The following is a 24,093-nucleotide window of genomic DNA, read 5'->3' as shown; positions in this document are numbered from 1 at the left end:
GCAATGCCCGCCGGAGCCCCCGGCACCGGCATCACCACCCCCGCCCCGGCGGGACCTGACATGGGGCTCCTCGCAGCCGGTGGCGGGCTCGTCCTGGCAGCAGGCGGAGCCTACGCCCTCCGCAAGAAGATCGCAGCCTAAGGGCCGAGAAGGCAGAGGGAATTTCAGGGCTCTGATGGGAACTGAAAACAGCAGCCGCCGCGGACGCCTTACCGCGTCCGCGGCGGCCGCGCTGCTCCTGGCAGGCGGCATCACCACCATCGGCCTGGGCATGCACGCCGAACCACCCACACCAGGCCCAACCAGCAGCGTGTCCGCAGCCCCGGTCCCAGCAGCACCCCCTGAGACAGGCGCGGGTCCGGCAGCGACCGGTTCCACACCGTCTGCGCCGGTTCCCCCGGCGCCGGACGGGGCGTTGCCGGCGTCCATGCCGGTCCGGGTCGAGGTCCCCACCATTGGCGTGGACGCGGCCCTGACCCCGCTGGGCAAACAAGCCAACGGGGAAGTCCAAACCCCTTCCGGTGAACCCGGTTCACCCGGTGGCTGGTACCAGGACTCGCCCACCCCCGGCCAGACGGGGTCCGCGGTCATCCTCGGCCACGTGAACGCCACCAACAGTGATATCGGCCTGTTCTACAGGCTCCACGAACTCACCCCGGGCCAGACCATCACTGTCACCCGCGCCGACCACACCGCCGCGGTGTTCACCGTGGACAAAGTCGATGTCTACCACAAAGCCACGTTCCCCACGATCGAGGTGTACCGGAACGCGGACCGGCCAGAGGTCCGCCTGATCACCTGCGGCGGCTATGACCGGGCCACCCGGGAATACCTGGACAACACCGTCGTCTACGCCCACCTGACCTCCAGCCACCCCGCATGAGCACCCTGGCCTGCCGGCCGCGTGCCGGGTCAATCGGCTGGCTGGCCGTTCGCACCGCGATTGAAGAGGAAAATGCCATGAAGACCACCACGACCGGGCAGCGCCTGACCCTCGCCGTGATCGGGGCCGCCACGATCATAGGGGCAACTGCCTGCGGTACCGGTGGTACCGGGACAGCCTCATCAACCGCGCCGTCCACGACGGCCGCGTCAACGGCGTCCATGGATCCGGGTATGAGCATGAGCGGTTCTCGGATGCCCGCCCCAATGTCGCCATCGATGGCAGCGACGACCGGTACACCAAGCGGGTCCACCGGGATGGCGGCCGAAGCGACGATCCACATCAAATCCTTCGCTTACACCGGCGCCGAGAGCGTCCGGGCCGGGTCAACGGTGACGGTGATGAACATGGACAACGTCGCCCACACGGTCACCGCTGACGACGGCTCCTTCGACGCGGTGGTCAAGGCCGGCACCAGTGTCACCTTCACCGCACCCGCCAAGCCCGGTACCTACACCTACCACTGCACCTACCACTCCAACATGCATGGAACGCTGACCGTCAAATGATTCCCGACCAGGGCCCCGGCCGCGCCACCGGTGACACAGGGAACACAAAACCTTTGAACCGCGCCCTCTGGAGCAGGGCCACGCGCCTGGTCCTGCGGGTCCTGGCCGCGGCCGCCCTGGCCGTGGACGCCGGCGTACACTTCCGCCTTGCCCCCGGGTACCAGGCCGCCGCACCCGAAGGTTTCGGCGAAGGCAATCTCTTCCTCGCCGAAGCTGCGGCCGCTGCGATGGCCGGGCTCTACGTCCTGATCCGCGGGAGCAGGCCAGCCTGGATCCTTGCCCTGCTCACCGCCGGCGGCGGACTCGCCGTCCTGGTCCTCTACCGCTACATCGACATCCCCGCGTTCGGGCCCTTCCCGGCCATGTATGAACCGGTCTGATTCTTCGACAAAACCCTCACCGCCCTCGCCCAGGGCCTCGCGACCCTCCTCGCAACCATCGCGCTGGTACTCCACCAGAACACCCGCCCCGACCAGACCAGATGCGACCTCTAACCGCTCCGCCCGGGATCACCGGTGATCCCGAAAGACCCAACCGGAATCAAGCACCTGTGCCGGCCCTTGCAACGGCTCTGGACACGGTACCGGCTGACCAAGGAAGGCTGGAGCTTCTGCTGGGGACGGACCTACCGGGCGAGGTGGTCGAGGATGGCTGCGGTGACCTGGTCGGGGCTGTCTTCGGTGGGGATGTGTTTGCCCGGCACTTCCACCAGGTCCGTTGCCGGTATGTCGGCCGTGTAGCGGCGTGCAAAGGCGACTTTCTGGAAATCATCCCCGCTGCCCCAGACCAGCCGCATGGGGACCGCGGCTTTTACCAGGGCCGGGATAAGGTCCAGGGTGTACTTGGCGTCAGCGGCTGCAGCCATGGCCATCCAGGACCTGACCCTGGCCGGGTCCTTCCAAGGGGAAATGTAGTCGGCCACTTCGTCCTCGTCCAGGCTCCTGGCTACAGCCCTGCGCGTGGTGTCAGCCCGCGCCGCCATCATCTGTTCAACGCCCGTGGACGCGCGCACTTCAGGGTCCCGGAAGCGTTCGACAGCCGGGACTGGCCAGGAGTCGAACATGACCGAGTTCATGAGGATCAGCCGCTGCACGCGTCCGGACGTAGCCGTCAGATGCTGGGCGATGCCGCCGCCGATGTCATGACCGGCCAGATCGAACGTCCTCAGGCTCAACGCATCCGCCGCGGCCAGCACCGTCCGGGCCAGTTCGGGCACCGTGGCTGTGTGGATGTCGAGTTCACCCCCGCTCGCGCCGAACCCTGGCAGGTCCAGCGCGAAGCACCGGGCGCGGGAGCCAAGGTTCGGGAGCACGGGACGCCACACCCTGCTCCAGAAGGTGCCGTGGAGCAGGAGGAGGGGACGGCCTTCATCGCCGGCCTGCAGATACGACAAGACGGTGCCGTTAACCTCGACAGTCTTCCGTTGGACCGGGTTGTCACTCATCCGGCATTATTCCTTTCCCCCACGGGGGTAACACGATGTTATCGGGCCAGGACGTCGGAAAGCTCGGGCAGAGCCGTGATGGTGTAGTCGGGCGCCTGGAAATAGTCCGGGTACGTTGCTCCGTCCCGGTTGATCCATGCCGTGGTGAGGCCCGCCCGGGCGGCGCCGTGGGTGTCCCAGGGGTGCACGGCCACGAGCAGCATCTGGTCCGGTGTGGCCCCGCAGACCGAGGCGGCGTAGTCGTAGGACGCTTTGCCTGGTTTCCAGGCCGGGGCGTCTTCCACGGAGAGCAGTCGTTCGAACCGGTCCCGGATGCCGGCGTCGGCGAAGAGTTTCTCGGCCACCTGCGTGGAGCCGTTGGTCAGTGTGACAAGCCGGTAGCCGGCGGCATCGAGGGCCTTGACGCCGTCGGGGACATCCGCGTGCACTCCGAGAGCGGAGAAGCCGGCCATGACGTGCTTCACGGCTGAGCCGGCATCCTGGTTAAGGTCGGCGCCGGTGAACAGGCCGCGCAGGGCTTGGGCTCCGATAGCGGCGAAGCTTCCGTTGTCTCCGGCGGCCGTCAAGGCAAAACCGTCCCGCAGCAGGGTGGCGAACCACAGTTTTGCCAGAGTGGCAGGTGCCCCGACCTCGACGAATCGCTGGCTCATCGGGGACATGTCAGACAGGGTCTCGTTGACGTCAAAAACGATGACTGAAGGTTTCAACCGTGATTCTCCTTCTCCAAGTAGGGCTTGCCGTGCAGGTACCGGCATCAGTCTTCCTTGCGGTACTTGAGTTTGTCGAAGGCGGCCTGGAAGGCCTCGCTGTAGGTGGGGAACTGGGCGACCTGGTCGTGCAGGACACTGATTGGTATCCGGGCCCGGATCGCGAGGGAGGCCTGGTGGATCCATTCCCCGGCCAGGGGGGACACGGCCCACGCTCCGATCAGGACGCCTTTGTTTGTGTCGGTGAGCAGGCCCAGGTGGCCGCGGGGCTCGCGTTCGTAGGTCCAGGGCCGGGCAAGTGATTCGGCCAGGTCCAGTTCGGCGACGGCGGTTGAGAGTCCCTGTTCGTCGGCCTGGGCCTGGGTGATCCCGGCGGCCGCGATCTCGGGGTCGCCGAACACCACCCTGGGAATGCCCTCGTAGGTGGCTGCCCTGGGCCGGCCGAGGATTGCGTCGGCGACGATCCGGCCCTGGTATTTGGCCACATGGGTGAAGGGCATGACGCCGGTGACGTCCCCGATGGCCCATACGTTCCCAGCGGCCCGGCAGTGCTGGTCTATTTCCACGGCGCCGGTGGCAGCAAGTGTCACCCCGGCCGCCTCAAAACCGAGTTCCTTACTGCGGGGCCTGCGTCCGGTGGCGAAAATGACGACGTCGGTATCGACCGATGTGCCGTCGTCGAGCTCCAGCGCATTGCCGTTGTCCCCGCGCGTGGCTTTGAGAGCGTTCGTGTCCAGCCGCACCTTCACGCCGGCCTCCTGGAGGTAGTGCCGTGCCAGCTCCCCGACGCGGGGATCCTCGCGCTCCAGGAGGTGTTTGCCGCGGTGCACCAGGGTGACGTCGACACCGAAACGGGCCAGGAACGTCGCAGTCTCTGTGCCCACCGCGCTGCCGCCAATCACCATCGCGCGCTTCGGTAATTCGGTGGCTGTGAAGGTTTCCCGGTTGGTCCAGGTGGTCACGTTTTCGGCGCCCTCGAGGTCGGGGACGACGGCCTCGGAGCCGGTGGCGATGATGATGTGCTCGGCGGCGATGGTCCTCTCGCCCGCCTGCAGGACTCCAGGTCCGGTGATCCTGGCTTCGGCCTTGATCACCGTGGCGCCCTGCCCCGTGTAGCTGTCAACCTGTGCTTTGTCGTCGAGGTGGCGGATCATGTAGTCCCGGTAGTCACTGGCTGCGGCCCAGTCTAGTTCGGCGCCGGTGACGCCCGCCGCCCGGGCGGCTCCTGTTTTCGCTTCGGGGGGGCGCAGGAGTGTTTTGGATGGCACGCAGGCCCAGTACGCGCATTCGCCGCCGATCAGTTCGCGCTCTATCACGGCAACTTTTTTGCCGGCCTTCAGAAGCTGGCTGGCGGCGACTTCACCTCCTGGGCCCATGCCCAAGACAGCTGCGTCAAAGTGTTCTTCCATCAGTTCATTTCCTTTCATAGTGAGGGATTAGCTGCAGGCCGTGGTCAGGTGGCGCAGCAGGAGAGCCTGGAAATGTCGGTGGTGTAGGACTGCGCGGCGATTTTGATGCCCTCGGCCATGGTCAGGTAGGGGCTCCACAGGTTCGCGACCTGCTCCACGGTCATGCCTGCTTCCAGGATGTAGACCCCCGCCGCGGCAAGGTCCCCTGCCTCTTTCCCTACAGCGGTGAGTCCCAGGATTTTCCCGGTGCCGTTCTCGGCCACAAGCTTGATGAAGCCCCGGGTGTCCCGGTTTACCAGGGCGCGCGGAACGTACTCCAATGGCAGCACCCGGCATTCGCAGCTGATCCCGGCACCGTTGGCTTCCTTGTCGGTCAGCCCGACGGCGGCTACGGCGGGGCTGGTGAAGACCACCCGGGGCAGGTGCCGGTAGTCAACTTCCCTGCCCGCGCCGGTGAAGGCGTTGTCCACGGCGAGGGCGCCGTGGGCGGAGGCGACGTAGACGAATTCACGGTGCCCGGTCACATCACCGGCGGCCCAGATCCGGGGGTTGGTGCTGGCCATCGTGTTCTGCACGAGGACTTCGCCCCGGTGCCCGGTTTTCACCCCGACAGCGCTCAGATTCAGACCGTCGGTCACCGCGCGGCGTCCGGTGGCCATCAGCAGGCGTTCGGCCTGGAGCTCCTCCTGGCCGCCGGCAACATCTGCCACTGCTCTGACCCGCCCCGTAGTCGGGTCTTGCCTCACGGAGGACAGGGTCGCGCGGCGCAGAACCCGGATGCCCTCATCGGCGAAAACGCTCATCAATGCCAGCGACACCTCAGGTTCTTCCGCCGAGGCGAGCCTGGAGCGGACCAGCATCGTCACTTTGGATCCCAGCCGCGCGAACAGCTGGGCCTGCTCCATCGCCACGTAGCCGCCACCGACGACCAGCAAGGACTCCGGGACCTCGTCCAGTTCCATCGCGGTGGTGGAAGTCACATAGTCTGTTTCCCGGAGTCCCGGCACCGGGGGAGTCCACGGGGCCGAGCCGGTGGCCACCAGGTAATGGGCCGCGGTCACTGATTCCCGCACCCTATCGGAGGTGGTGATCCCCAGCACAGGTTCCTCCGGTGTGCCGGCAAAAGATGCAGTCCCCTGCCGAAGGTCCCAACCGTAATCAGCGATCAGGTCAACGTATTTCCCTGAGCGCATCCCCTCCACCAAGGCCTGCTTCCCGGCGATCAGGGCATGCATGTCCACCGTGTCCGCGGACGCCGTAATTCCGGGGAACCTCCCGCCGGCATCCAAAGCCACGTGCCGGGCCTCGGCCGCGGCCAGCAGCGCCTTGGAGGGGACGCAGCCGGTGTTCACGCAGGTCCCGCCGAGCGTGGAACGTTCGATCATCACCACGCTTTTGCCCAGGTTGGTGGCCCGGATCGCGGCAGCGAAGGCGCCTCCGCCTGAGCCGATGATCGCCAGATCGAAGTCAAACTTTTGTGGTGCGGCCATGAAACCTCCCTGAAGCGGCAGGGAGCACTATTTCCTTTGTGAACAGGATCCCTGCCTGAGTTGGACGGGGGAAGCCGGGATGGATCCCCATGACATGTGTCCTTCCAACCTGCTCCTTCCCCTTGGGGGAAGGTCAAGGAAACTGTTCGTTGTTGTTGTTCATGCCGCGGCGCCGGGGAATGCCAGGTCCGGGCGTTGGCCCGAACCTGGCTCACCGCCGGGTTTATCCTTCAATCGTCACGCCCCGCCAGAAGGCGATGCGGTCCTTGATGGGCTGCGCCCGCTTTTTGGGTTCACTGTAATACCAGGCGGCATCCTCGTTGACTTTGCCGTCCACGTCTAGGCTGTAGTACCCTGCCTGTCCCTTCCAAGGGCACCGGGAATGCATGTCGCTGTCCTTCAGGTACACCGGATTCACCGCCTCGCGTGGAAAATAGTGATTGCCCTCCACAACCACTGTGTCTTCGGATTCGGCGATGACTTTCCCGTTCCAGACTGCCTTGACCATGTTCTTCATCCTCCGCGTTTCCACATTCGAAATTAGGCGCGCCCTGGGCGTTGAAGACGCCAAACCGAGGTTCACCAACTGGTGCTTGCCACTGTGTCCCCGACGGTAGCCGGAACGAACGGCGCACGTCTGCAACCTGGAACACATTAGGGCCGAGGGGTGAAGTTATCTCTCTGCAGACAGGGGGCGACGGTGCGGGCTACTGTGGTTAGGCCATGAAGCACGCAAGCTCAAGGAGACGGGCATGACACAACGGCAACCGTTGCAGGAGAACGCCTACGGCAGGTGGATAGACCATGGGACCGGCGCTCCCGTGGTCCTTGTCCACGGGATCCCCACCTCACCGCGCCTCTGGCGCCACGTCATTCCGCTTGTTCATGGCCGTAGCCTGGCGTGGGAAATGCCAGGCTACGGCTCAAGCATCAGCGCGGGAGCGCGCCGTGACCTCAGCCTGGCGGCCCAGGCCGGCTACCTTCTTGAGTGGCTGGGTTCCCTGAATCTTGGAGCGAAGCCGGTACTGGCCGGCCACGACCTGGGCGGGGGAGTGGCGCAAATCGTGGCCTTGCGGCAACCTGGTGCCTTCGCCGGGTTGATGCTGACAAACTCCGTTGCCTACGATTCCTGGCCGATCCCCAGCGTGAAAATCATGCAGCGCCTGGCACCCTTTCTGGCCAGACTTCCCGCGACCCTGATCTACCCCATGCTGGTTCAACTGCTCCACCGCGGGCACGACAATCCACAGGTTGCTCAAGAATCGATAGGGGAGCACTGGGCGCCTTATGTCACCCACGGAGCATCGCGGGCCCTGATGCGCCAGATCGTTCCCCTCACCCCGCAGGACACGGACAAGGTTTCCGGCCAGCTGCACGCACTTGGACTTCCGGCGCGGGTGGTGTGGGGCGAAGCAGACAGGTTCCAGAAAATCCAGTACGGTGAACGCTTGGCCGAGGAACTGGGCTGCGACCTCACCAGGATCCCTCAGGGCAGGCACTTCACCCCGGAAGACCACCCTGAAACGGTCGCGGCTGCCATCAACTCCCTCCTGTCCGGTTCCTAGCGCCTCAGGTCTCAGCGCAGGGCCGATATGAGTTGCTGGATTTCCTCTTCGGAGTTGTAGTAGTGCACCGATGCGCGGACGGCCGTGGGGGTGCGGGCCGTTATGGGCAGCAACTCTTCCGTGCCGGAAGGTGGCATTGCCACGGTGGAGACGTTGATGTGTTGACGGGCGAGGTGTTCCTTGACCTGCCAGGCCGTGCTGCCAGACACTGAGAATGTCACGATGCCGCTGCCGGGATGTTCCTGCCCGTGGACCCGGACCCGGGGGAGGACGGCCAGATGGGACCGCAGGGTCTGCGCGAGCGGCAAAACCCGTTCCCTGATCGGGGGGATGCCGAGGTCCAGGGCGTAGTCGACTGCGCGGCCGAGGCCGATCCGCAGGGCCATGCTCGCTTCCCTGCTTTCCAGGAGCCGCGCTTGCAGCCTCTCTTCTCCGTTGTCCCGGAGCAGCGGCAGCCGGGAACGGGGCGCTGCGGCGGCCTGCTCCAAGACACTGGCCCGTACGTAAGCGAATGCGGTACCGCGCGGACCGCGGAGGAATTTTCTGCCGGTTCCAATGAGGATGTCGCAGGCCAACTGGGCCACATCCAGGGGCAGTTGCCCCACTGATTGGCAGGCATCCAGGATAAACGGCACCCCGGCGTCGGCGCAGAGCCGGCCGACAGCCGGCGCCGGGTTGACCAGGCCACCTGTCATCGGGACGTGCGTGAGCGCTACGAGGGCGACGTCGCCGCGGACCAGTTCCCGGCGGAGATGCGCCAGGTTGATGTTGCCGTGGGTGTCCTCCTCCAGAACCGCGAGTTTGAGCCCAAGCCGCGTCGCGAGCTGGATCAGGACCAGGATGTTACTGCGGTACTCGGTGCGCGCGACCAGGATGCGCCGTCCGTGCACGGGCAGGAGGGCTACCGCGAGGGCCCAAGCCGTGGACCCGCTTTCCATGAGTGCGATCTCATCCGGATGTCCTCCCACCAGGCTTGCGACGGATGAGTACACGTCTTCCAGACCGGCGGCGGCTTCCGCGGCAGCTTCATACCCGCCGACCTGTTCTTCCCGCCGCAGGTGGCCCACGACGGCGGCCGTCACCGGACGGGGCATCAGCGAGCTGCCGGCATTGTTCAGGTGGGCGACGGTTCGGGTGCCGGGGGTGTCTGCGCGCAGGGCACCAATATTCAGTGACATGGCCCCATCATGCCAAACGAGCGCGTGGGCGTTGCCGGGTCCTTTCGGGGCCTATTTCCGGGCCCTGCGGCTGCCGCCGTGCCAGTCCTCCGTTATCCCGGCTTCTTCTGCGCTGAGGCCGAAGCTGCGCAGCTGTGGCCGTTCGCGCAGGCTGCGCTTGAGTTCGGCGAATCCGGGGAAGCGGGCCAGGCCCACGACGTGGTCCCACAGCTCGACGGCGTCGGCCCTGGCCGGCAGCCGGCTGATGACCGGGCCGAAGAATGCCACCCCGGTCGGCGGTTCGAAATGGATGATCGGGGTACCCACGTCCTTGCCCGTCAGTGACAGGGCCTCGTCAGTCTCTTCCTGGATCCCGGCGTCGAGTGACGCGTCATCGAGGGCATCGGCCAGCGACGTTGGCAGGCCCGCTTCGCTCAGGATCGGCTCAAGGAAAGCCTTTGTTCCCCGCTGGTCGAGCCCGTCGGGGCCCACCAGCCCCTCGTCCTCCACGGAATCGAAAATGTGCGCGCCCAGGCGGGCGTACAGGACGCCCACGGCCTCCGGCCCGTGCTCGGAACGGGTCCGGGAGGCCACCCGGAGCAGTCTCAGGCCGGCGGTGTGGCCGGCCTCGTAACCCTCGGGGAATTGCGCGTCGTAGTCGACCGAGGCGTTGAGCAGCCGCAGGGAAATGAACCGCCATTGGACCGTGTAGTCGCGTTCTTCCATCACCAACCGGACCCATTTACTGGTCATCCATGCAAACGGACATACCGGATCGAAGTAGAAGTTAATGCTGGCATTTCTCATGGTTCTCCTGTCCTGGGCTTTCGGGTGCTTTCACAGCACAACTCCGCAGGGTGCGGGAAGATTCCTTCGGATGCGGTGTTCCATCACTCTTGCAGTGCATAGTGGACACATGGAACGGGCAGACCAATGAGTGAACGTTTGGTAGTGATCGGTGGCGACGCGGCCGGGATGAGCGCGGCTTCCGCCGCCCGCCGGGGCCGTGGCCCGGAGGAACTGGAGATTGTAGCGTTCGAACGCGGCAACCATACTTCTTACTCCGCCTGCGGCATCCCTTATTTCGTTGGGAAGGACGTTGCGGATGCCGGGAGCCTGATTGCGCGGACGCCGGAGGAGTTTTCCCGCAAGCATCAGATAGACGCCCGCACCGGGCACGAGGTGTGCAGCATCGACCTGGACCGGAGGGCGGTACTGGTCCGCGACCTGAAGGCAGGAAGCGAAGCCTGGGAAGGTTTTGACCAGTTGATGATCGGAACCGGAGCAACGCCTGCCCGTCCTTCACTGCCAGGCATTGATGCTGAAGGCATCTACGGCGTCCAGACCCTGGATGATGGTCTCGCTCTCCGCGCGGCCCTTGAGAAGCATCCCCGGCGGGCTGTCATTGTGGGAGCGGGCTATATCGGGCTGGAACTGGCCGAAGCCATGTGCGCGTCGGGCCTTGAAGTGACCGTGGTAGGGCGCGGGGAAGGGCCGATGTTGCCGGCCCTGGACGCGGACATGGCCGGTCTGGTGACCGATGCGGTCCGCAGCTTCGGAATGACCATGCTCCTTGGTGAATCCGTCACAGGCTTCGAAACACACGATGGCCGGGTGTCCGCCGTACTCACCGGCCAGCGGAGCATACCTGCTGATGTGGTCGTTCTTGGCCTGGGCGTGCTGCCCAACACCGCCCTGGCCCTGGACGCCGGAATACGTCTCGGTCCCTCCGGTGCCATAGCGGTCGATGGCCGGATGCGCACAAGTGCAGAGGGGGTGTGGGCGGCAGGGGACTGCGTGGAGAAGTTCCACCGCATCTCCCGCCGCGCCGTCCGGCTTCCACTGGGCACGTACGCGAACAAGGAAGGCCGCACCGCGGGGATCAATATCGGCGGCGGTTACGCCACCTTCCCGGGTGTCGTCGGAACGGCGGCCATGAAGATCTGCAGCACGGAAGTGGCCCGCACAGGCCTGGGGGAACCGGAGGCCCGGGATGCCGGCTTTGAGCCGGTCTCCGCCGTCGTTGAATCCACGACCCGCGCCGGATACTACCCCGGGGCCCGGCCAATCCGGACAAAGCTGATAGCTGAACGCGGCAGCGGCCGGCTGCTCGGTGCCCAGATCGTCGGGGAGGAAGGGGCCGCGAAGCGCATTGACGTCCTGTCGGTCGCGCTGTGGCACGGAACCACCGTGGAGGAACTGATCAACATGGACCTAGCCTATGCACCCCCGTTCTCACCCTTGTGGGATCCGGTGCTCATCGCGGCCCGGAAAGCCTGGGACAAAGTCGCCGCCATCAGGTAGCGGACCGCCTGCAGGGTCAGCTGAACGTCGGTGTGCACGGTGACTTGCGGCCCAGATCCGCTATATGACCCGTGCCGGCGTACTCCCGCCACCTCCTTGATTCCCGCAACCGCGGACGGTTTGTCCGAAAAGGCACGGGAAACGGCCATCACCGTCCGTCGGGAGCTGTGATTCTGAATCTGAAGCCCCTCTTCATCATTGAAGAGTTCGAACATGCCTGCCATTGTTCTCCTCCCGACGAAGGCCCCCGCCACCTCGCCGTCGACACTTCCGCATCGGGGCGCCGACACGGCGCTGGGCTGCCGCCCCGATGGTCTCGTGAAGGCATGGGAACCCATCACCGCTATGTGATGTGATGCGGGACACATGTCTGCCGCTAAACCTACGCGTGCGATTCAATACTGGCCAGTAGACGTTTTTAGTGTTTAGTTGGCATTCCTGGTGCGGTGTCGTTCCTTGTTCGTTGTGGCTGGTGCGTTTTTGGCTCTCGCGAGCCCCACCATGTCTTCCTGGCGTCCCATCGAGTGACTGGCCATCCCTTGTTTGAACGCCCGCTCCGGTCGCTGTTGGTTATTCGTAACGGAGGGAGTCGATGGGGCTCTGCCGTGCTGCGCGCCAGGCGGGCAGGGTGCAGGCGATGAAGGCGATAGCCACTACCACCATGATGACGCTGGCAGCAGGTCCAGGGGCGAAGGCGAGGGATGTGCAGGCCGTCGAGTTCACTCAGCCACCTGTCCCGCCTACGTCGGTGGCATTGAACCGATGAACTCCCTCGCCGAAAAATTTCCTGACATCGTCTTCCGGGTGTTGTATACCCGGGAGGGGCACCCTGGTGAAAACCTCGGCCCCCATCGAACGCCGGCTGGGAAAATGCACCACGCCCGGCTGCTGCTGAAAGATGACGACGATAAACGGCGGACCGGACCATCCTGATAGACGACCTTACCGGCACAGTCCACCGCGCCTATGGTGCCATGCCGAACATGGTCTACATGATCGAGGGCAACGGCACGGTCGCGTACAGGGCTCGAAGGAACGACCCTGGGCAGGTAGAGAAGGTCCTTCAGTCGCTGGCCGCCGGCCACACGCCAATCGCGGGGCCACCGCCCGGCTTTCCCGTCGGCCCGAGAGGGGGCTGCCCAATCGAAGGGCTCCATGAGAGAGTTCTCGGCCGGGCAGCGGCGCAAACCATCACCGACATGCAACGCGCCCTCCCCTGCTCCGGGCCCGCGTCCCGATACCGCCTGAGGCCCTGCCGCTGATCCGTGGAACCACCAGCCCCACCGGGAGTGTTTCCGCCTCTTCCCCGGGGTCTGGCGCCGGTCACCCGTCCTTGAGCGGGTCAAATTTTCTTTTTGTTCTGCCGTTCTGTGCGCTGGTTCACAGAATCATTGGGCGCCGCGCCTCTACGTTTCAGTGGTAGGCAATTATCCTTCAAGGAAAGGCAGGACTTCCGATGTCCACTTCATCCAGTGCAGCACACCGCCCGGCGGCGGTGTCGACCCCTTTGGGGCGGCGGGTTACTGCCGGTATTACCGGGGGTCTGGCCGGCGGCATCGTCTTCGGGATGCTCATGGCCATGATGGGCATGCTGGTCACCATCGCTTCAATGATGGGCTCACAGTCACCATGGGTCGGTTTCGGGATCCACCTGATGATCTCCATCGTTTACGGCCTGGTGCTGACGCTCTTATTCGCGGCCCGGTTCCTGACCTCCTACGGCCGGGGCACCCTCACAGGCCTGGTCTACGGGGTTGTACTGTGGATTATCGGCCCGTTGCTGATCATGCCGATGATGCTGGGCATGCCGCTGTTCACATTCAACCTGACGGTGATGTTGTCGTTGATGGGCCACATGATCTACGGCGTCATCCTGGCACTTGTCGCCGTGCGAATCCTGAAAGCACGGGCATGAACGAAGAAAGCACGGGCATGAACGAAGACTGCGGTGAAGACATGGCCGTTGCACTGACCGGGAGCCGCCGTCCCTGGTCCCCAGACCAGCGCGAGGGTGCTCCGCTCAGACCTGGATTCGGTTCATCGAACGGATTCAGCTGCCTGAATGAGGTGGACCTCTTCGCGGACCTTACAGCGGCCGAGATCCAGACGATGGACCAGATGGCCCCGGCCCGGATGTTCCACCGGGGGGAACTGGTGTTCAGCCAGGCCCAGCCCGTCACGGCACTGTTTATCCTCAAGACCGGCCGCGTACGCATCTTCAGGGTGGCCGAGGACGGCAAGGCCCTGACAATGGCCATCCTGGAACCGGGGGCGGTGTTCGGGGAAATGACCCTGCTTGGCCAGCAAATGTATGACAATTACGCCGAGGCGATCGAGGACTCGGCGATCTGCCGGCTTGACTCGATCGATGTGGAGCATTTCCTGCTCTCGGACCCGCGGGTAGCGATCCGGGTTTCCCGTCTGCTGGGCGAACAGGTAGCCCGGCTGGAGGAGCGCCTGACGGATCTGGCACTGCGGCCGCTGACCGCGCGCGTCGCGTCAACTCTGCTTAACCTTGCCGAAGCCGCTCCGACGGGGCGGTTCAGCCACGGACGCCATATCCGGCTGACCCATGAGCAAATAGCGGGGCTGCTTGGGGCCACCCGGGAAGCGACCAGCCGGATCCTCGCCGACATGTCAGCCCGAGGGATTATCAGGCAGGGCAGGGGAAGGATCAGTCTTCAGGACACGGCCGCGCTGCGGACCATGGCCCGGAGCACCCAATGACCGGTACGAAACCGGCAGGACCCGCACCGGCCGTCACGATGGTCACCGCCAGTTACGCAGGGACGGTTCTGGCGAGGGCGGAAAGGACCGTGTTCCTGGAAGGAAATCACTACTTCCCCCGCGAAACGGTGGAGGAGGGTGCCCTGGAAAAAAGCTGGCTGCGGACGCTGTGCTATTGGAAAGGCCTAGCACGATACTACCACATCCGGGTGGAGAGCCACCGGATCAGCAACGCAGCGTGGGCCTACCCGCTCCCGTCACCGTTGGCGTGGAGGATCAGGAACATGGTTGCTTTCGATACCGCAAAGGGCATTGTCGTGCAGACTCAACCGGCCCACCCGGGCAACCGGTGATGCCCGGGGGACGCACCGGGGAGGGACGTGTGAAAATTCCTGCGGGGCCGGCAAAGGTGGCGGCTCCTCGTGCCGGCGCCCTGGGGGTCCGCCGTGGAGGTTTCCTGCATCCGGCGGGTCCCTGCACCACGAATGTCAGGCTGCGTAGTATCCAGAAGAAGAAGTAAGTACGTAACTGTCGTATAACGGCTGCTGCCACTAATTTTACTGAAGGAGCCATAATGGCCCGCATTCCTATTCATACCGTTGCCTCCGCCCCCGCGGAGTCCAAGGAGATCGCCGGCAATCTGGAAAAGCGCATGGGAAAGCTCCTGAATATCCATGCGGCCATGGCCCACTCGCCCGTGGTGATCGCGGCCTACCACAGCATGGCCAAGGCCATCGCTGAGCACGGAAGCTTTGATGCGCGGACGAAGGAAGCCATTGCCCTGGCCGTCGGGAACCAAAACGGCTGCGACTACTGCCAGGCCGCCCATACGCTCTCCGCCCGCAAAGCCGGATTCACAGACGATCAGATCCTTGGCATCCGGGCCGGGGACATCGATTTCGACGCCAAGCTCCAGACGATCACTGAAGTGGCCCGGTCGGCAGCGGCCAACACCGGCGATGTGCCCGACGCTCTATGGGAGGCTGCCCTGGAGGCAGGCTGGAGTGAAACCGAACTGGCAGAAGCTTTTGCCCACATCGCCGCGAACCTTTTCACCAACTACTTCAACCACTACGCCCGCACGGACCTTGATCTCCCGGCCGCGGCTCCCCTGAACGACTGAACCCTGAACGCCGACGGAAACCCTGGACGCGCCGGCCCCTCCCGCTGCGTTCGATCCGGCGTGTCCCGGAACAACCAGGAATCCACGATCATCACAAGCGGCATCAGTGTGCCCGCCCCGGAAAGGAACACCATGGGAATCCCGTTCAAAACCTCCCGACTGGCGGCGCTGGCTGCCGGTGCCGTACTCACCCTGGGACTGGCCGCCTGCAGCCCTGCAGCAAACCCGCTGACGACCTCGTCCCCGGGCAGCCCCGGAACGGGCGGCCCGCTGGTCGTGGGATCGGCGAACTTTCCCGAGAGCCAAATCCTGGCTGAGATCTATGCCGGCGCCCTGAACGCAGCCGGCATCAGTGCCTCGACCAAACCCAGCATCGGATCCCGCGAGGTGTACGTCAGGGCCCTCCAGGACGGCTCCATCGATCTGGTACCGGACTACAGCGGAAACCTGCTGCGGTATGTGGATAAGAACGCCACCGCTGTCAGCGCCGGGGATGTAATGAAGGCCCTGCCAGCAAAGCTCCCGGACGGTTTGAAGGTCCTGGACGCCTCCGCGGCTGAGGACAAGGATTCCATTGTTGTCACCGAAGCAACGGCGGCCAAATACGGCCTTAAAACTCTTGCAGACCTGGGCAGGATTTGCGGCAAAATCGCGCTCGGCATGCCCCCCGAAGCGCAGGAACGCCCTCAGGGCCTGCCCGGCCTGAAGGCCAAATATGGTTGCGTGCCGGGGCAGTTCCTGCCGTTCAGCGACAGCGGGGGCCCTGTCACTGTGAAGGCCCTGCTTGATGACAAGATCCAGGCAGCCGACGTCTTCACCACCTCCCCGCTGATCGCCCAGAACCACCTGCTCACCCTGGAGGACCCGGCGAACAACTTCGCCGCCCAGCAGGTCGTGCCACTGATCCGCACCGACAGAGTCGACAGCAAAGCCGCCGAGGTACTGAACAAGGTCTCCGCATCCCTGACCACGGATGATCTGATTAAACTCAACACCCAGGTCTCCTCCGGCAGCAGTAAACAAAACCCGAAAGACGCGGCCGCCGCATGGCTCAAAGACAAAGGCGTCGCCCAGTAAGCACCTGCACCAGGCATTGAGCGTGGGAGCCGGCGGGATTCGCCGGCAAGAACAACGAAAAGGACAATGCGATGACGTTTGAACTGCGCACATACACCGCCGCTCCGGGCAGGAGGGAGGATCTGCTCCAACGCTTTCGCGATCACACGATCGCGCTGCTGGAACGCCACGGAATGCTCAGCCTCGGCTACTGGGTACCGGTCACGGACGCCCATACCCTGGTGTACCTGCTCCGGCACCAGGGGACGCCTGAGGATAACTGGGCCCGGTTCAGCGCGGACCCCGACTGGGTGAAAGCGAAGACCGAATCAGTGCGCCACGGGGAATTGGTGACCCGCATCGAATCGGTGTTCCTGGAAGCGGTTGATTTTTCGCCGCTTCAGCCCTGAACCACCCTCGGCCCGGGCCTGCCAAGAGCGGGACCGGAGACAACAACACGACAGGCAAAGGAATCCACAGAGGAGGGACCTTCATGATGCGACGTCCCCGGCCGGCAACGGTGCACACTGCCGCAGCTGCATGCGACGACAGCACCTCCAACATGGGGGTCGGCAAGGAAGTAAACGCCCCGTCCGTCCGGGCCGCCGGGGGACTGGAATGAGCAGGGACACACCCGCGGCACAGGCGTCCGTCACCGGCACGCCCGTTCCCGCCCGGGATGCCGAAGCACAGGCCAGCCCGGGTTGGTCCACGACAGCGCTGGTACCGGAGCCTTCCCGCGAGCTGTCAGTGGCAGAGGCTGAGACATATGTGGCGTCGATTTGTTTCAAGACGGGCCCTCCCGGCCCCGTGGGCGTGGAGATCGAACACGTCGTCCATGACCGGCACGATTCCGGACTGCACGTCACCGCCGGAAGGGCCCGTTCAGCCCTGGCGCCGGCAGGAGGCCTGCTGCCCGGGGGAGGGGCCATCAGTTTCGAACCGGGCGGCCAAGTGGAGATCAGCTCGGCGTGCGCCGCGGACCTGCCCTCACTGCTGACCGCTACCCGGGCGGATTACCGCACCGTAACTGACCTCCTGGCCGCCAACGGGCTTTATCCGGGACCGCTGGCTCTCGATCCGTTGCGTGAGCCTGTCCGCTCCCTGGACCACCCGCGCTACGCAGCGATGGAACGGCACTTCGACCGGACCGGCCCCGAGGGTGTGGTGATGATGTGCTCGACAGCTGCCGTGCAAGTCTCGCTGGAAGCCGGCCAGCCAGGACGGGGGCCCCTCAGCGCCCTCGAACGGTGGAACCGGCTGCACGGGCTCATCCCGATTCTCGTGGCAATGTTCGCTAATTCCCCATTCCGGCACCAGACTCCGAGCGGATGGAAAAGTACCCGGCACAGGGTGTGGGCCCGGATCGACCCGACCCGGACCGCCCCTGTCACGGGCGCTGCCCGGGAGTCTGATCCGGCATCGGCGTGGGCCCGTTATGCCCTGGCGGCAAAGGTTCTGTGCATCCAGTCGGCAAGAGCGGACTGGGACGCACCGCCCGGGCTCACGATGCGCGACTGGCTGAACGGCCGCGGACCCAGGCCGGTGACCGGGGCGGACCTGGATTACCACTTGACCACCTTGTTTCCCCCGGTGCGCCCCCGGGGATTCCTGGAGCTGCGGGTCATCGATGCCCAGGAAGGGCCCGGCTGGGAGGTCGCCACGGCGGTCGTCACAGCCTTGATGGATGACCCGCAGGCCGCAGAGGCCGCCGATGTGGCGTGCGCTGTATTGGGGGGCAGGGCCGGGATCGCGGGGCTTGCGGCCCGGGACGGCCTGGCCAATCCCATGCTGGCCGCGGCAGCCCGGTCTTGTGCCGAAGCGGCGCTGGCGGCGTTGCCCCGGCTCGGTGCCGACCGGGCCACGATCGACCGGGTCGGTGGATTCCTTGAAAGATACACACTGCGCGCCCGGTCTCCGGCGGATGAGCGGCTCGAGTATTGGCACAGAACGGGCAGTTTTTTCCTCCCCTCAGAACAGGAGCAGTCATGAACGCAGACAGTGAACCATTATCGGCCGCGGCCGGTTCACCGGACCAGCTCCGGGCCTGCATTGCCGGTGCTTTGGAGGCGGTCCGCGCCAGGACCCATGCGCTGACCTCCTGCGATGAGGCCGAGCTGGTAAAACAGCACTCGCCTCTGATGTCTCCGCTGGTGTGGGATCTGGCCCATGTGGGCAGCCAGGAGGAACTCTGGCTCGTGCGCGACGTCGGCGGCCGGCAGGCTTTGCGCCCTGACATCGACCAGATGTATGACGCCTTTGAGCATCCGCGCAGTTCCCGTCCATCGTTGCCGCTGCTGTCACCGGAGCACTCGCGCCGGTACATCGGCGAAGTCCGGGACAAAGCTCTGGAGGTGCTGGAGCAATCGGCGTTGGAAGGGCCGGCGCTGATCGAGAACGGGTTCGCTTTCGGCATGATCATCCAGCACGAACACCAGCATGATGAGACGATGCTCGCCACTCACCAGCTCAGGGAAGGCCCCCCGGTCCTGGCGCCCGAGCCGGTCCCGGCCGGAACCGGGCCCTCCTCCGCAGAGCATCTCCCGCACGAGGTGCCGGTACCCGCCGGGCCCTTCACGATGGGGACATCCTTGGAGCCCTGGGCCCTCGATAACGAGCGTCCGGCGCACCAGGTAGACCTGCCGGCGTTCTGGATCGACACCGTCCCTGTCACCAACGGTGCGTATCGCCGGTTTATCGACGCCGACGGATACCAGGACCCCCAATGGTGGTCCGGGCCAGGGTGGCAGCACCGGATGGCGGCCGGGTTGGAAGCACCCTTGTATTGGGTGCGCGACGGCCAAGGGTGGTACAGGCGCCGATTCGGTGTCTTCGAACCAGTTCCCGATGCCGAACCTGTACAGCACGTGTGCTGGTATGAGGCCGAGGCCTACGCCCGGTGGGCCGGGCGCCGGTTGCCCACCGAAGCGGAGTGGGAAAAAGCCGCCAGATGGGATCCGGCCAGCGGCAGATCGCACCGTTATCCCTGGGGCGAGGGCAACCCCCTGCCCAGCCAGGCGAACCTGGGTGGGAAGACGCTCCGGCCCGCCGTGGCGGGCTCCTACCCGGCCGGCGCCTCGGCAACCGGCGCGCGTCAGCTGATCGGTGATGTGTGGGAATGGGTTGCCAGTGAATTCCGCCCGTACCCGGGCTTCCGCGCTTTCCCGTACCCGGAATACAGCGAAGTTTTCTTCGGTACCGACTACAAGGTACTGCGTGGCGGTTCCTGGGCCACCGACGCTGCGGCCTCCCGGGGAACCTTCCGAAACTGGGACTACCCGATCCGCCGCCAGATCTTCTCCGGCTTCCGCACCGCCAGGGACGCCCACCCGGACGAAAGAGGGTAGGGATGTGCCGCCATATCGCCTACCTCGGCAAGTCAGTGTCCTTGGCGGATCTACTCATCGCACCGGCGTTCGGGTTGTTCCGGCAATCCTGGGCACCGCGTCAGCAGCAGTACGGCACCATCAACGCCGACGGCTTCGGGGTCGGCTGGTACGCCGGCGACGACGAAGTCCCCGCCCGCTACCGACGGGCGGTGCCGATCTGGGCCGACCGTTCTTTTGCCGACGTGGCGCGGGTGAGCCGCAGCCGCTGCATCCTGGCCGCGGTGCGTTCGGCCACGGAAACGATGGCCCCGGATGAATCCGCAGCAGCTCCCTTCAGCTCCGGGCCCTGGCTTTTCAGCCACAACGGCCGCGTCAACGGATGGCCCGGCAGCGTCGAACACCTGGCCGCCAGCCTCCCGGCCTCGCGACTGCTGGAGATGGAAGCGCCCGTGGATTCGGCGTTGCTCTGGGCGCTGGTCCTGGACCTGCTTGAGCGCGGCGAGGAACCCGGGAATGCGCTGGGCCAGGCCGCAGCGGATGCATCCGCCGCGGCCGGAGGCAGGTATAACTTCCTGCTCACCGACGGTCACCAAATTGCCGCGACCGCTTGCGGAGACACACTCTTCTGGCGGGCCGGACCGGACGGGGTGGCCGTGGCAAGCGAACCCCTCGACGACGGGCCCGGCTGGCACAGCGTGCCCGCGAACACCATACTGACCGCCGCCGGCGGAGAGGTCGCGCTGCGGCCCCTCCCGGCACCAAGGAAGGACAGCGCATGACAACGAGATCAGCAGACAGCATGGACATGATCATCCGTCACCTGCCCCAGGACCACCTTGCCCGGACACTGCGCGCGGACGTGCGGGCCGGTCTGGGCAGCCGCCCACGTACCCTTCCCCCTAAATGGTTCTACGACAAGCTTGGCAGCGAACTCTTCGACCGCATCACCGAATTGCCCGAGTACTATCCTTCCCGGGCTGAACGCGAAGCCCTTCAAGAACACGCAGTCCACATAGCGGCCGCCGTCCCGGCCAGCACCCTGATCGAACTGGGCTCCGGATCGTCTCGGAAAACACCGCTGCTGCTGCAGGCACTGCTCGACACCGGACACCTGGAACGCTACGTCGCTGTCGATGTCAGCGACACAGCCCTGGCCGGTGCCCGGGACGGGCTTGCAGCCATTTTCCCGGACCTTGAACAACATGCCCTGCTCGCAGACTTCGAAACACAGCTGCACCTCCTGCCCCGGCAGGGGCACCGGCTCGTCGCATTTCTGGGCGGCACCATCGGAAACTTTGAACCACATCAACGGGCAGCGTTCCTGGCCGGGGTCCGCGCGCTGCTGGGCCGTGCAGGCGGCTCCCTGTTGCTTGGCACCGATCTGGTCAAAGCACCCTCGGTGCTGGTCCCTGCCTACGACGACTCAGCCGGCGTCACTGCGGAATTCAACCGCAACGTCCTCCGGGTCCTCAACAACAGCCTCGACGCGGATTTCGACGTCGATGCCTTCGAGCATGTGGCCCTCTGGAACGCCGAGCAGGAATGGATCGAGATGCGCCTGCGCGCCCAACGTCGCATGTTCGTGCGGCTCCCCGGGGCAGGAATGCACCTGCGCTTGGATGAAGGAGAGGAACTGCGCACCGAAATATCAGCAAAATTCCGTCCCCAGGCAGTGGCCGCCGAACTCGCCGCAGCAGGCTTCACCGTGGCCGGCCAATGGACCGATCCTCAGGAACGCTTCGCACTGACCCTCGGCCAAGTCCTATGACACCCGCGTCCCGCCTCCGGCAGGGGACACTTGAACGACACCGACCCAGGTAAAGGGCGCGGAAGATCCGGGCCCGAGGAGGAGTACTGAACCATGGTTTTCGAACACGCACACTTCACTGTCCACGAGGGCATGGGTGAGGGATTTGAGAGCGCCTACCCTTCGGTCCGTGAGGCTCTGCTGCAGGCCCCCGGCTGCCAAAGCGTAGCCCTGCACCGCAGCCCCGACCGGCCCGGGGTTTATCTGCTGCGGGTCAGGTGGGACACGCTCGCTGACCACACCGAGCGCTTCCCCGAAACCGAGCAGAGCCGCCAGGTACTCGCGGCGATTGGTCCCTTTGTCGCTTCATCGGACCTGATTCATTTCGAGGAAACAATGCCCTGAGAAGCTCGGGAATAATCCCGGACAGCATCGCATTATCAATTTATGCAGGCTGCTTTATTCAGCCGTATCTGCCACCGAAGTGAAAGAGGAAAACATGCCCCGCATTCCCGTACAAACCGTTGATACCGCACCCCACGGCTCACGTGAAATTGCCGGCAAGCTGAAGAAGAAGGTCGGCAAACTGCTTAACATCCACGCCGGGATGGCCTCCTCGCCGGCCGTGATCGGCGCCTATGACGGATTCTCTTCCGCTATTGCAGAGCACGGAACTTTTGATGCCCGCACCAAGGAAGCCATCGCACTGGCCGTGGCGAACCAGAACGACTGCGGGTACTGCCAGTCCGCGCACACACTCTCGGGCCGGGCAGCGGGACTCAGCGACGACCAGATCCTCGCCGTGCGCTCCGGTGAAGTCGACTTTGACCCCAAGCTGGAAGCAATCACCGCTGTCGCCCGTGAAGCAGCAGCCAACACCGGATATGTCTCGGACCCGGTGTGGCAGGCAGCGCTGGACGCGGGTTGGACCTCCGAGCAGCTCGCCGAAGCCTTCGCCTACATCGCCGAGAATCTGTTCACCAACTACTTCAACCACTACGCCCGCACCGACCTGGACCTGCCCGCGGCCCCTGAAATCGCCGCCTGAAGCGCGGCGTCGAAGCACACGCGGCCTCCCCAGCGGAAAAGTGAAAGGAAAGGAACCTTGGGAAAAACAAAGGATGTCACGGACGCCACGTTTAATGCCGACGTTCTGGGCGCATCCAAGCCCACGATCGTGGATTTCTGGGCGGATTGGTGCGGGCCCTGCACCAAATTTTCCCCCATCCTCGAACAACTCGCCGAAGAATACGGCGATAAAGTCGACGTCGTCAAAGTCAACATCGATGAAAACCCGGAAACGTCCAGCAATTACGGGATTACGTCAATACCCTCCGTGTATCTGTTCAAGGACGGGGAACAGAAGGCTTCCGTTATCGGTGCCCGCCCGAAGCAATTCTTCGAAAAAGAATTCTCCGAATACCTGCACTAACTAAACTGTGAGAGCGAACAAGGGATACTCGGCTGGCCTTTTCTGAGCACGGAAATGGGCGCGGCTAAGTGAGCGCGCCCATCCCCAATTCAGGTCAGTGCTTTTTGAAGGCGTCCTTGATCTTTTCGCCGGCCTGCTTGAGGTCAGCCTTAACCNGCCGCGGGCGATTCTGCGGGTGGTTTCGATGACGCCGTTGATCGCTTCGGTGGGTCCGTTGGACGCCCCGTGGGTGTCGAAGTAGGCCAGGATCGCTGCCTTCCATTGTTTGAGTGTCCGGCCGAGGCGGGCGACTTCCGCGATCGGGCAGGACGGGAACGAGGAGATCACCTCGTTGACGAGTTCCCTGCCCCGCTCCGGCCTGGCGTGGTAGATGTTCCGGAGTTTCTGGTAGCACTGCCAGGCCAGGGTGACTTCGTGGTCCGGGTCCCCGAGGGTGAGTTTCGCGTTGAGCCTTGCGGATTGCTTGTCGGTGAGGTGTTCGGCGCCGATCTGCAGGGTTCGGCGGATGCCGTAGAGCGGGTCGCTCTTGCGGCCGCGGTGCCCGAGGGTGTCCTGCTGGACGCGGCGGCGGACTTCATCGACCATGGCCGATCCCAGTTTCACGACATGGAACGCGTCCAGCACGGTGATGGCTTCGGGCAGTTCGTCGCGGATCGCGTTCGCGTAGCCGCGGAACGGATCCAAAGCGGCGGTCTTGATGCCGGTGGTGAATTCCTCGCCGCGGGCTTTGAGCCAGTCCGCGTAGGCCTTCCCGGACCGGCCCGGAACAAGGTCCAGCAGCCGGGCGTGAACCACGCCCTTCGCGTCGCGGGTGTGGTCCACGATCCCGGTGACCATTCCGGAACCCGGCGGGCCGGTATGGGACCAGACATGCTCATCCACTCCGAGAGCGTTCACCCCAGTCAGACGGCCGGCCGCTGTGATTCGTCGGGCGGCCTCTGCCTTGATGGCGTCCCAGGCTGTGTGCCAGGAGACGCCGAGCTGGTGGGCCAGGGCGGAGACCGACGTGTCGAAACGCTGCAGGCCGTCGGTCGCCCACGCCACGGCCCTGGCAGTGAGTTTCGCCCGGGGGCCGGCCAGCTCATGTTCTTCGGTGAAGGTGGTTCTGGGGCAGTCAGGGTCCGGGCAGCGCCAGACACGCTTGGCCCACA

Annotated in this window: 29 protein-coding genes; 20 read left to right on the top strand and 9 right to left on the bottom strand. The window is 64.9% G+C overall.

Annotated elements, in window-relative coordinates; translation table 11 throughout:
• The first annotated feature begins 175 nt into the window (after positions 1 to 175).
• Genes IEW19_RS21545 through IEW19_RS21535 form a run of 3 tightly spaced genes read left to right on the top strand, consistent with a single transcriptional unit; the run spans position 176 to position 1,832 of the window.
• On the top strand, positions 176 to 883 hold the full coding sequence (locus tag IEW19_RS21545; protein WP_188573604.1) for a class F sortase: 708 nt from the start codon (positions 176 to 178) through the stop codon (positions 881 to 883).
• Entirely contained in the window at positions 880 to 1,452 is a 573-nt protein-coding gene (locus tag IEW19_RS21540; protein WP_229748654.1) for a cupredoxin domain-containing protein, read from the top strand. The genes IEW19_RS21545 and IEW19_RS21540 overlap by 4 nt, the downstream gene beginning before the upstream one ends.
• Complete coding sequence (locus IEW19_RS21535; protein ID WP_229748653.1) at positions 1,449 to 1,832, top strand: hypothetical protein; 384 nt, start codon at positions 1,449 to 1,451, stop codon at positions 1,830 to 1,832. Before IEW19_RS21540 ends, IEW19_RS21535 begins: the two co-directional genes overlap by 4 nt.
• Before the next feature lie 245 nt (positions 1,833 to 2,077).
• Here the strand turns inward: IEW19_RS21535 and IEW19_RS21530 are convergent, their stop codons facing one another.
• From IEW19_RS21530 to IEW19_RS21510, 5 genes are all read right to left on the bottom strand, one after another.
• Positions 2,078 to 2,896, bottom strand: coding sequence for an alpha/beta fold hydrolase (locus IEW19_RS21530; RefSeq protein WP_188573603.1), 819 nt, complete (start codon positions 2,894 to 2,896; stop codon positions 2,078 to 2,080).
• A 38-nt stretch (positions 2,897 to 2,934) separates the two neighbouring features.
• Positions 2,935 to 3,603, bottom strand: a complete 669-nt coding sequence (locus IEW19_RS21525) for a haloacid dehalogenase type II (RefSeq protein WP_229748652.1) — start codon at positions 3,601 to 3,603, stop codon at positions 2,935 to 2,937.
• A gap of 47 nt (positions 3,604 to 3,650) precedes the next feature.
• Complete coding sequence (locus tag IEW19_RS21520) at positions 3,651 to 5,012, bottom strand: dihydrolipoyl dehydrogenase family protein (RefSeq protein WP_188573601.1); 1,362 nt, start codon at positions 5,010 to 5,012, stop codon at positions 3,651 to 3,653.
• 44 nt (positions 5,013 to 5,056) lie between these two features.
• Positions 5,057 to 6,502: a mercury(II) reductase gene (gene merA, locus IEW19_RS21515; RefSeq protein WP_188573600.1), complete on the bottom strand. Its 1,446-nt coding sequence runs from the start codon at positions 6,500 to 6,502 to the stop codon at positions 5,057 to 5,059.
• A gap of 223 nt (positions 6,503 to 6,725) precedes the next feature.
• Positions 6,726 to 7,019, bottom strand: a complete 294-nt coding sequence (locus tag IEW19_RS21510) for a DUF427 domain-containing protein (protein ID WP_505592654.1) — start codon at positions 7,017 to 7,019, stop codon at positions 6,726 to 6,728.
• A gap of 235 nt (positions 7,020 to 7,254) precedes the next feature.
• Between IEW19_RS21510 and IEW19_RS21505 the strand changes: the two genes are divergently transcribed.
• The gene (locus IEW19_RS21505) at positions 7,255 to 8,067 is read left to right on the top strand and encodes an alpha/beta fold hydrolase (protein ID WP_188573598.1); all 813 of its coding nucleotides are present in this window, start codon (positions 7,255 to 7,257) and stop codon (positions 8,065 to 8,067) included.
• A gap of 11 nt (positions 8,068 to 8,078) precedes the next feature.
• On the opposite strand, the gene IEW19_RS21500 is transcribed toward IEW19_RS21505, so the two are convergent.
• A complete protein-coding gene (locus tag IEW19_RS21500) occupies positions 8,079 to 9,245 on the bottom strand; it encodes an aminotransferase class V-fold PLP-dependent enzyme (protein WP_188573597.1) in 1,167 nt (388 codons plus the stop codon).
• A 51-nt stretch (positions 9,246 to 9,296) separates the two neighbouring features.
• Positions 9,297 to 10,031, bottom strand: coding sequence for a mycothiol-dependent nitroreductase Rv2466c family protein (locus IEW19_RS21495; RefSeq protein WP_188573596.1), 735 nt, complete (start codon positions 10,029 to 10,031; stop codon positions 9,297 to 9,299).
• Positions 10,032 to 10,157: 126 nt separating this feature from the next.
• Between IEW19_RS21495 and IEW19_RS21490 the strand changes: the two genes are divergently transcribed.
• Complete coding sequence (locus tag IEW19_RS21490; protein WP_188573595.1) at positions 10,158 to 11,528, top strand: FAD-dependent oxidoreductase; 1,371 nt, start codon at positions 10,158 to 10,160, stop codon at positions 11,526 to 11,528.
• 213 nt (positions 11,529 to 11,741) lie between these two features.
• Complete coding sequence (locus IEW19_RS21485) at positions 11,742 to 11,879, top strand: hypothetical protein (protein ID WP_188573594.1); 138 nt, start codon at positions 11,742 to 11,744, stop codon at positions 11,877 to 11,879.
• A gap of 219 nt (positions 11,880 to 12,098) precedes the next feature.
• Here the strand turns inward: IEW19_RS21485 and IEW19_RS21480 are convergent, their stop codons facing one another.
• On the bottom strand, positions 12,099 to 12,251 hold the full coding sequence (locus IEW19_RS21480) for a hypothetical protein (protein ID WP_188573593.1): 153 nt from the start codon (positions 12,249 to 12,251) through the stop codon (positions 12,099 to 12,101).
• Between the two features lie 733 nt (positions 12,252 to 12,984).
• On the opposite strand from IEW19_RS21480, the gene IEW19_RS21475 reads away from it, so the two are divergent.
• The 14 genes from IEW19_RS21475 to trxA all read left to right on the top strand — a co-directional run bounded on the left by IEW19_RS21475 (position 12,985) and on the right by trxA (position 22,942).
• Positions 12,985 to 13,443 (top strand): DUF1440 domain-containing protein, encoded by a 459-nt coding sequence (locus IEW19_RS21475; RefSeq protein ID WP_229748651.1) that lies wholly within the window; start codon positions 12,985 to 12,987, stop codon positions 13,441 to 13,443.
• Positions 13,440 to 14,255: a Crp/Fnr family transcriptional regulator gene (locus IEW19_RS21470; protein WP_229748650.1), complete on the top strand. Its 816-nt coding sequence runs from the start codon at positions 13,440 to 13,442 to the stop codon at positions 14,253 to 14,255. Before IEW19_RS21475 ends, IEW19_RS21470 begins: the two co-directional genes overlap by 4 nt.
• Entirely contained in the window at positions 14,252 to 14,608 is a 357-nt protein-coding gene (locus IEW19_RS21465) for a DUF427 domain-containing protein (protein ID WP_229748649.1), read from the top strand. Before IEW19_RS21470 ends, IEW19_RS21465 begins: the two co-directional genes overlap by 4 nt.
• 221 nt (positions 14,609 to 14,829) lie before the next feature.
• Positions 14,830 to 15,378, top strand: coding sequence for a carboxymuconolactone decarboxylase family protein (locus IEW19_RS21460; RefSeq protein ID WP_188573592.1), 549 nt, complete (start codon positions 14,830 to 14,832; stop codon positions 15,376 to 15,378).
• A 132-nt stretch (positions 15,379 to 15,510) separates the two neighbouring features.
• The gene (locus tag IEW19_RS21455) at positions 15,511 to 16,455 is read left to right on the top strand and encodes an ABC transporter substrate-binding protein (RefSeq protein ID WP_188573591.1); all 945 of its coding nucleotides are present in this window, start codon (positions 15,511 to 15,513) and stop codon (positions 16,453 to 16,455) included.
• A gap of 71 nt (positions 16,456 to 16,526) precedes the next feature.
• Positions 16,527 to 16,844, top strand: a complete 318-nt coding sequence (locus tag IEW19_RS21450; protein ID WP_188573590.1) for an NIPSNAP family protein — start codon at positions 16,527 to 16,529, stop codon at positions 16,842 to 16,844.
• A gap of 83 nt (positions 16,845 to 16,927) precedes the next feature.
• Positions 16,928 to 17,056 (top strand): hypothetical protein, encoded by a 129-nt coding sequence (locus IEW19_RS24015; RefSeq protein WP_268236317.1) that lies wholly within the window; start codon positions 16,928 to 16,930, stop codon positions 17,054 to 17,056.
• Entirely contained in the window at positions 17,053 to 18,426 is a 1,374-nt protein-coding gene (gene egtA, locus IEW19_RS21445) for an ergothioneine biosynthesis glutamate--cysteine ligase EgtA (RefSeq protein WP_188573589.1), read from the top strand. Before IEW19_RS24015 ends, egtA begins: the two co-directional genes overlap by 4 nt.
• On the top strand, positions 18,423 to 19,781 hold the full coding sequence (gene egtB, locus IEW19_RS21440; protein WP_188573588.1) for an ergothioneine biosynthesis protein EgtB: 1,359 nt from the start codon (positions 18,423 to 18,425) through the stop codon (positions 19,779 to 19,781). The genes egtA and egtB overlap by 4 nt, the downstream gene beginning before the upstream one ends.
• A 2-nt stretch (positions 19,782 to 19,783) precedes the next feature.
• Positions 19,784 to 20,542: an ergothioneine biosynthesis protein EgtC gene (egtC, locus tag IEW19_RS21435; protein WP_188573587.1), complete on the top strand. Its 759-nt coding sequence runs from the start codon at positions 19,784 to 19,786 to the stop codon at positions 20,540 to 20,542.
• On the top strand, positions 20,539 to 21,531 hold the full coding sequence (gene egtD / locus IEW19_RS21430; protein WP_188573586.1) for an L-histidine N(alpha)-methyltransferase: 993 nt from the start codon (positions 20,539 to 20,541) through the stop codon (positions 21,529 to 21,531). The genes egtC and egtD overlap by 4 nt, the downstream gene beginning before the upstream one ends.
• 93 nt (positions 21,532 to 21,624) lie before the next feature.
• Positions 21,625 to 21,915, top strand: a complete 291-nt coding sequence (locus tag IEW19_RS21425; RefSeq protein ID WP_188573585.1) for an antibiotic biosynthesis monooxygenase family protein — start codon at positions 21,625 to 21,627, stop codon at positions 21,913 to 21,915.
• A 94-nt stretch (positions 21,916 to 22,009) separates the two neighbouring features.
• A complete protein-coding gene (locus IEW19_RS21420; RefSeq protein WP_188573584.1) occupies positions 22,010 to 22,558 on the top strand; it encodes a carboxymuconolactone decarboxylase family protein in 549 nt (182 codons plus the stop codon).
• A gap of 57 nt (positions 22,559 to 22,615) precedes the next feature.
• Positions 22,616 to 22,942, top strand: coding sequence for a thioredoxin (gene trxA / locus IEW19_RS21415; RefSeq protein ID WP_188573583.1), 327 nt, complete (start codon positions 22,616 to 22,618; stop codon positions 22,940 to 22,942).
• On the opposite strand, the gene IEW19_RS21410 is transcribed toward trxA, so the two are convergent.
• A partial coding sequence (locus IEW19_RS21410; protein ID WP_229748648.1) for an ISL3 family transposase occupies positions 22,943 to 24,093 on the bottom strand: 1,151 nt, incomplete at its 5' end. It abuts the gene before it with no gap.

The organism is Arthrobacter liuii (assembly GCF_014639275.1).
Classification (GTDB): Bacteria; Actinomycetota; Actinomycetes; order Actinomycetales; family Micrococcaceae; genus Arthrobacter; species Arthrobacter liuii.
This window is presented reverse-complemented; position numbering and strand designations above follow the sequence as displayed.

Coding starts and splice junctions, on each gene's coding strand:
- IEW19_RS21545 (WP_188573604.1), top strand. CDS start 176: ATGGGAACTGAAAACAGCAGCCGCCGCGGACGCCTTACCGCGTCCGCG.
- IEW19_RS21540 (WP_229748654.1), top strand. CDS start 880: ATGAGCACCCTGGCCTGCCGGCCGCGTGCCGGGTCAATCGGCTGGCTG.
- IEW19_RS21535 (WP_229748653.1), top strand. CDS start 1,449: ATGATTCCCGACCAGGGCCCCGGCCGCGCCACCGGTGACACAGGGAAC.
- IEW19_RS21530 (WP_188573603.1), bottom strand. CDS start 2,896: ATGAGTGACAACCCGGTCCAACGGAAGACTGTCGAGGTTAACGGCACC.
- IEW19_RS21520 (WP_188573601.1), bottom strand. CDS start 5,012: ATGGAAGAACACTTTGACGCAGCTGTCTTGGGCATGGGCCCAGGAGGT.
- merA (WP_188573600.1), bottom strand. CDS start 6,502: ATGGCCGCACCACAAAAGTTTGACTTCGATCTGGCGATCATCGGCTCA.
- IEW19_RS21510 (WP_505592654.1), bottom strand. CDS start 7,019: ATGAAGAACATGGTCAAGGCAGTCTGGAACGGGAAAGTCATCGCCGAA.
- IEW19_RS21505 (WP_188573598.1), top strand. CDS start 7,255: ATGACACAACGGCAACCGTTGCAGGAGAACGCCTACGGCAGGTGGATA.
- IEW19_RS21500 (WP_188573597.1), bottom strand. CDS start 9,245: ATGTCACTGAATATTGGTGCCCTGCGCGCAGACACCCCCGGCACCCGA.
- IEW19_RS21495 (WP_188573596.1), bottom strand. CDS start 10,031: ATGAGAAATGCCAGCATTAACTTCTACTTCGATCCGGTATGTCCGTTT.
- IEW19_RS21490 (WP_188573595.1), top strand. CDS start 10,158: ATGAGTGAACGTTTGGTAGTGATCGGTGGCGACGCGGCCGGGATGAGC.
- IEW19_RS21485 (WP_188573594.1), top strand. CDS start 11,742: ATGCCTGCCATTGTTCTCCTCCCGACGAAGGCCCCCGCCACCTCGCCG.
- IEW19_RS21475 (WP_229748651.1), top strand. CDS start 12,985: ATGTCCACTTCATCCAGTGCAGCACACCGCCCGGCGGCGGTGTCGACC.
- IEW19_RS21470 (WP_229748650.1), top strand. CDS start 13,440: ATGAACGAAGAAAGCACGGGCATGAACGAAGACTGCGGTGAAGACATG.
- IEW19_RS21465 (WP_229748649.1), top strand. CDS start 14,252: ATGACCGGTACGAAACCGGCAGGACCCGCACCGGCCGTCACGATGGTC.
- IEW19_RS21460 (WP_188573592.1), top strand. CDS start 14,830: ATGGCCCGCATTCCTATTCATACCGTTGCCTCCGCCCCCGCGGAGTCC.
- IEW19_RS21455 (WP_188573591.1), top strand. CDS start 15,511: ATGGGAATCCCGTTCAAAACCTCCCGACTGGCGGCGCTGGCTGCCGGT.
- IEW19_RS21450 (WP_188573590.1), top strand. CDS start 16,527: ATGACGTTTGAACTGCGCACATACACCGCCGCTCCGGGCAGGAGGGAG.
- IEW19_RS24015 (WP_268236317.1), top strand. CDS start 16,928: ATGATGCGACGTCCCCGGCCGGCAACGGTGCACACTGCCGCAGCTGCA.
- egtA (WP_188573589.1), top strand. CDS start 17,053: ATGAGCAGGGACACACCCGCGGCACAGGCGTCCGTCACCGGCACGCCC.
- egtB (WP_188573588.1), top strand. CDS start 18,423: ATGAACGCAGACAGTGAACCATTATCGGCCGCGGCCGGTTCACCGGAC.
- egtC (WP_188573587.1), top strand. CDS start 19,784: ATGTGCCGCCATATCGCCTACCTCGGCAAGTCAGTGTCCTTGGCGGAT.
- egtD (WP_188573586.1), top strand. CDS start 20,539: ATGACAACGAGATCAGCAGACAGCATGGACATGATCATCCGTCACCTG.
- IEW19_RS21425 (WP_188573585.1), top strand. CDS start 21,625: ATGGTTTTCGAACACGCACACTTCACTGTCCACGAGGGCATGGGTGAG.
- IEW19_RS21420 (WP_188573584.1), top strand. CDS start 22,010: ATGCCCCGCATTCCCGTACAAACCGTTGATACCGCACCCCACGGCTCA.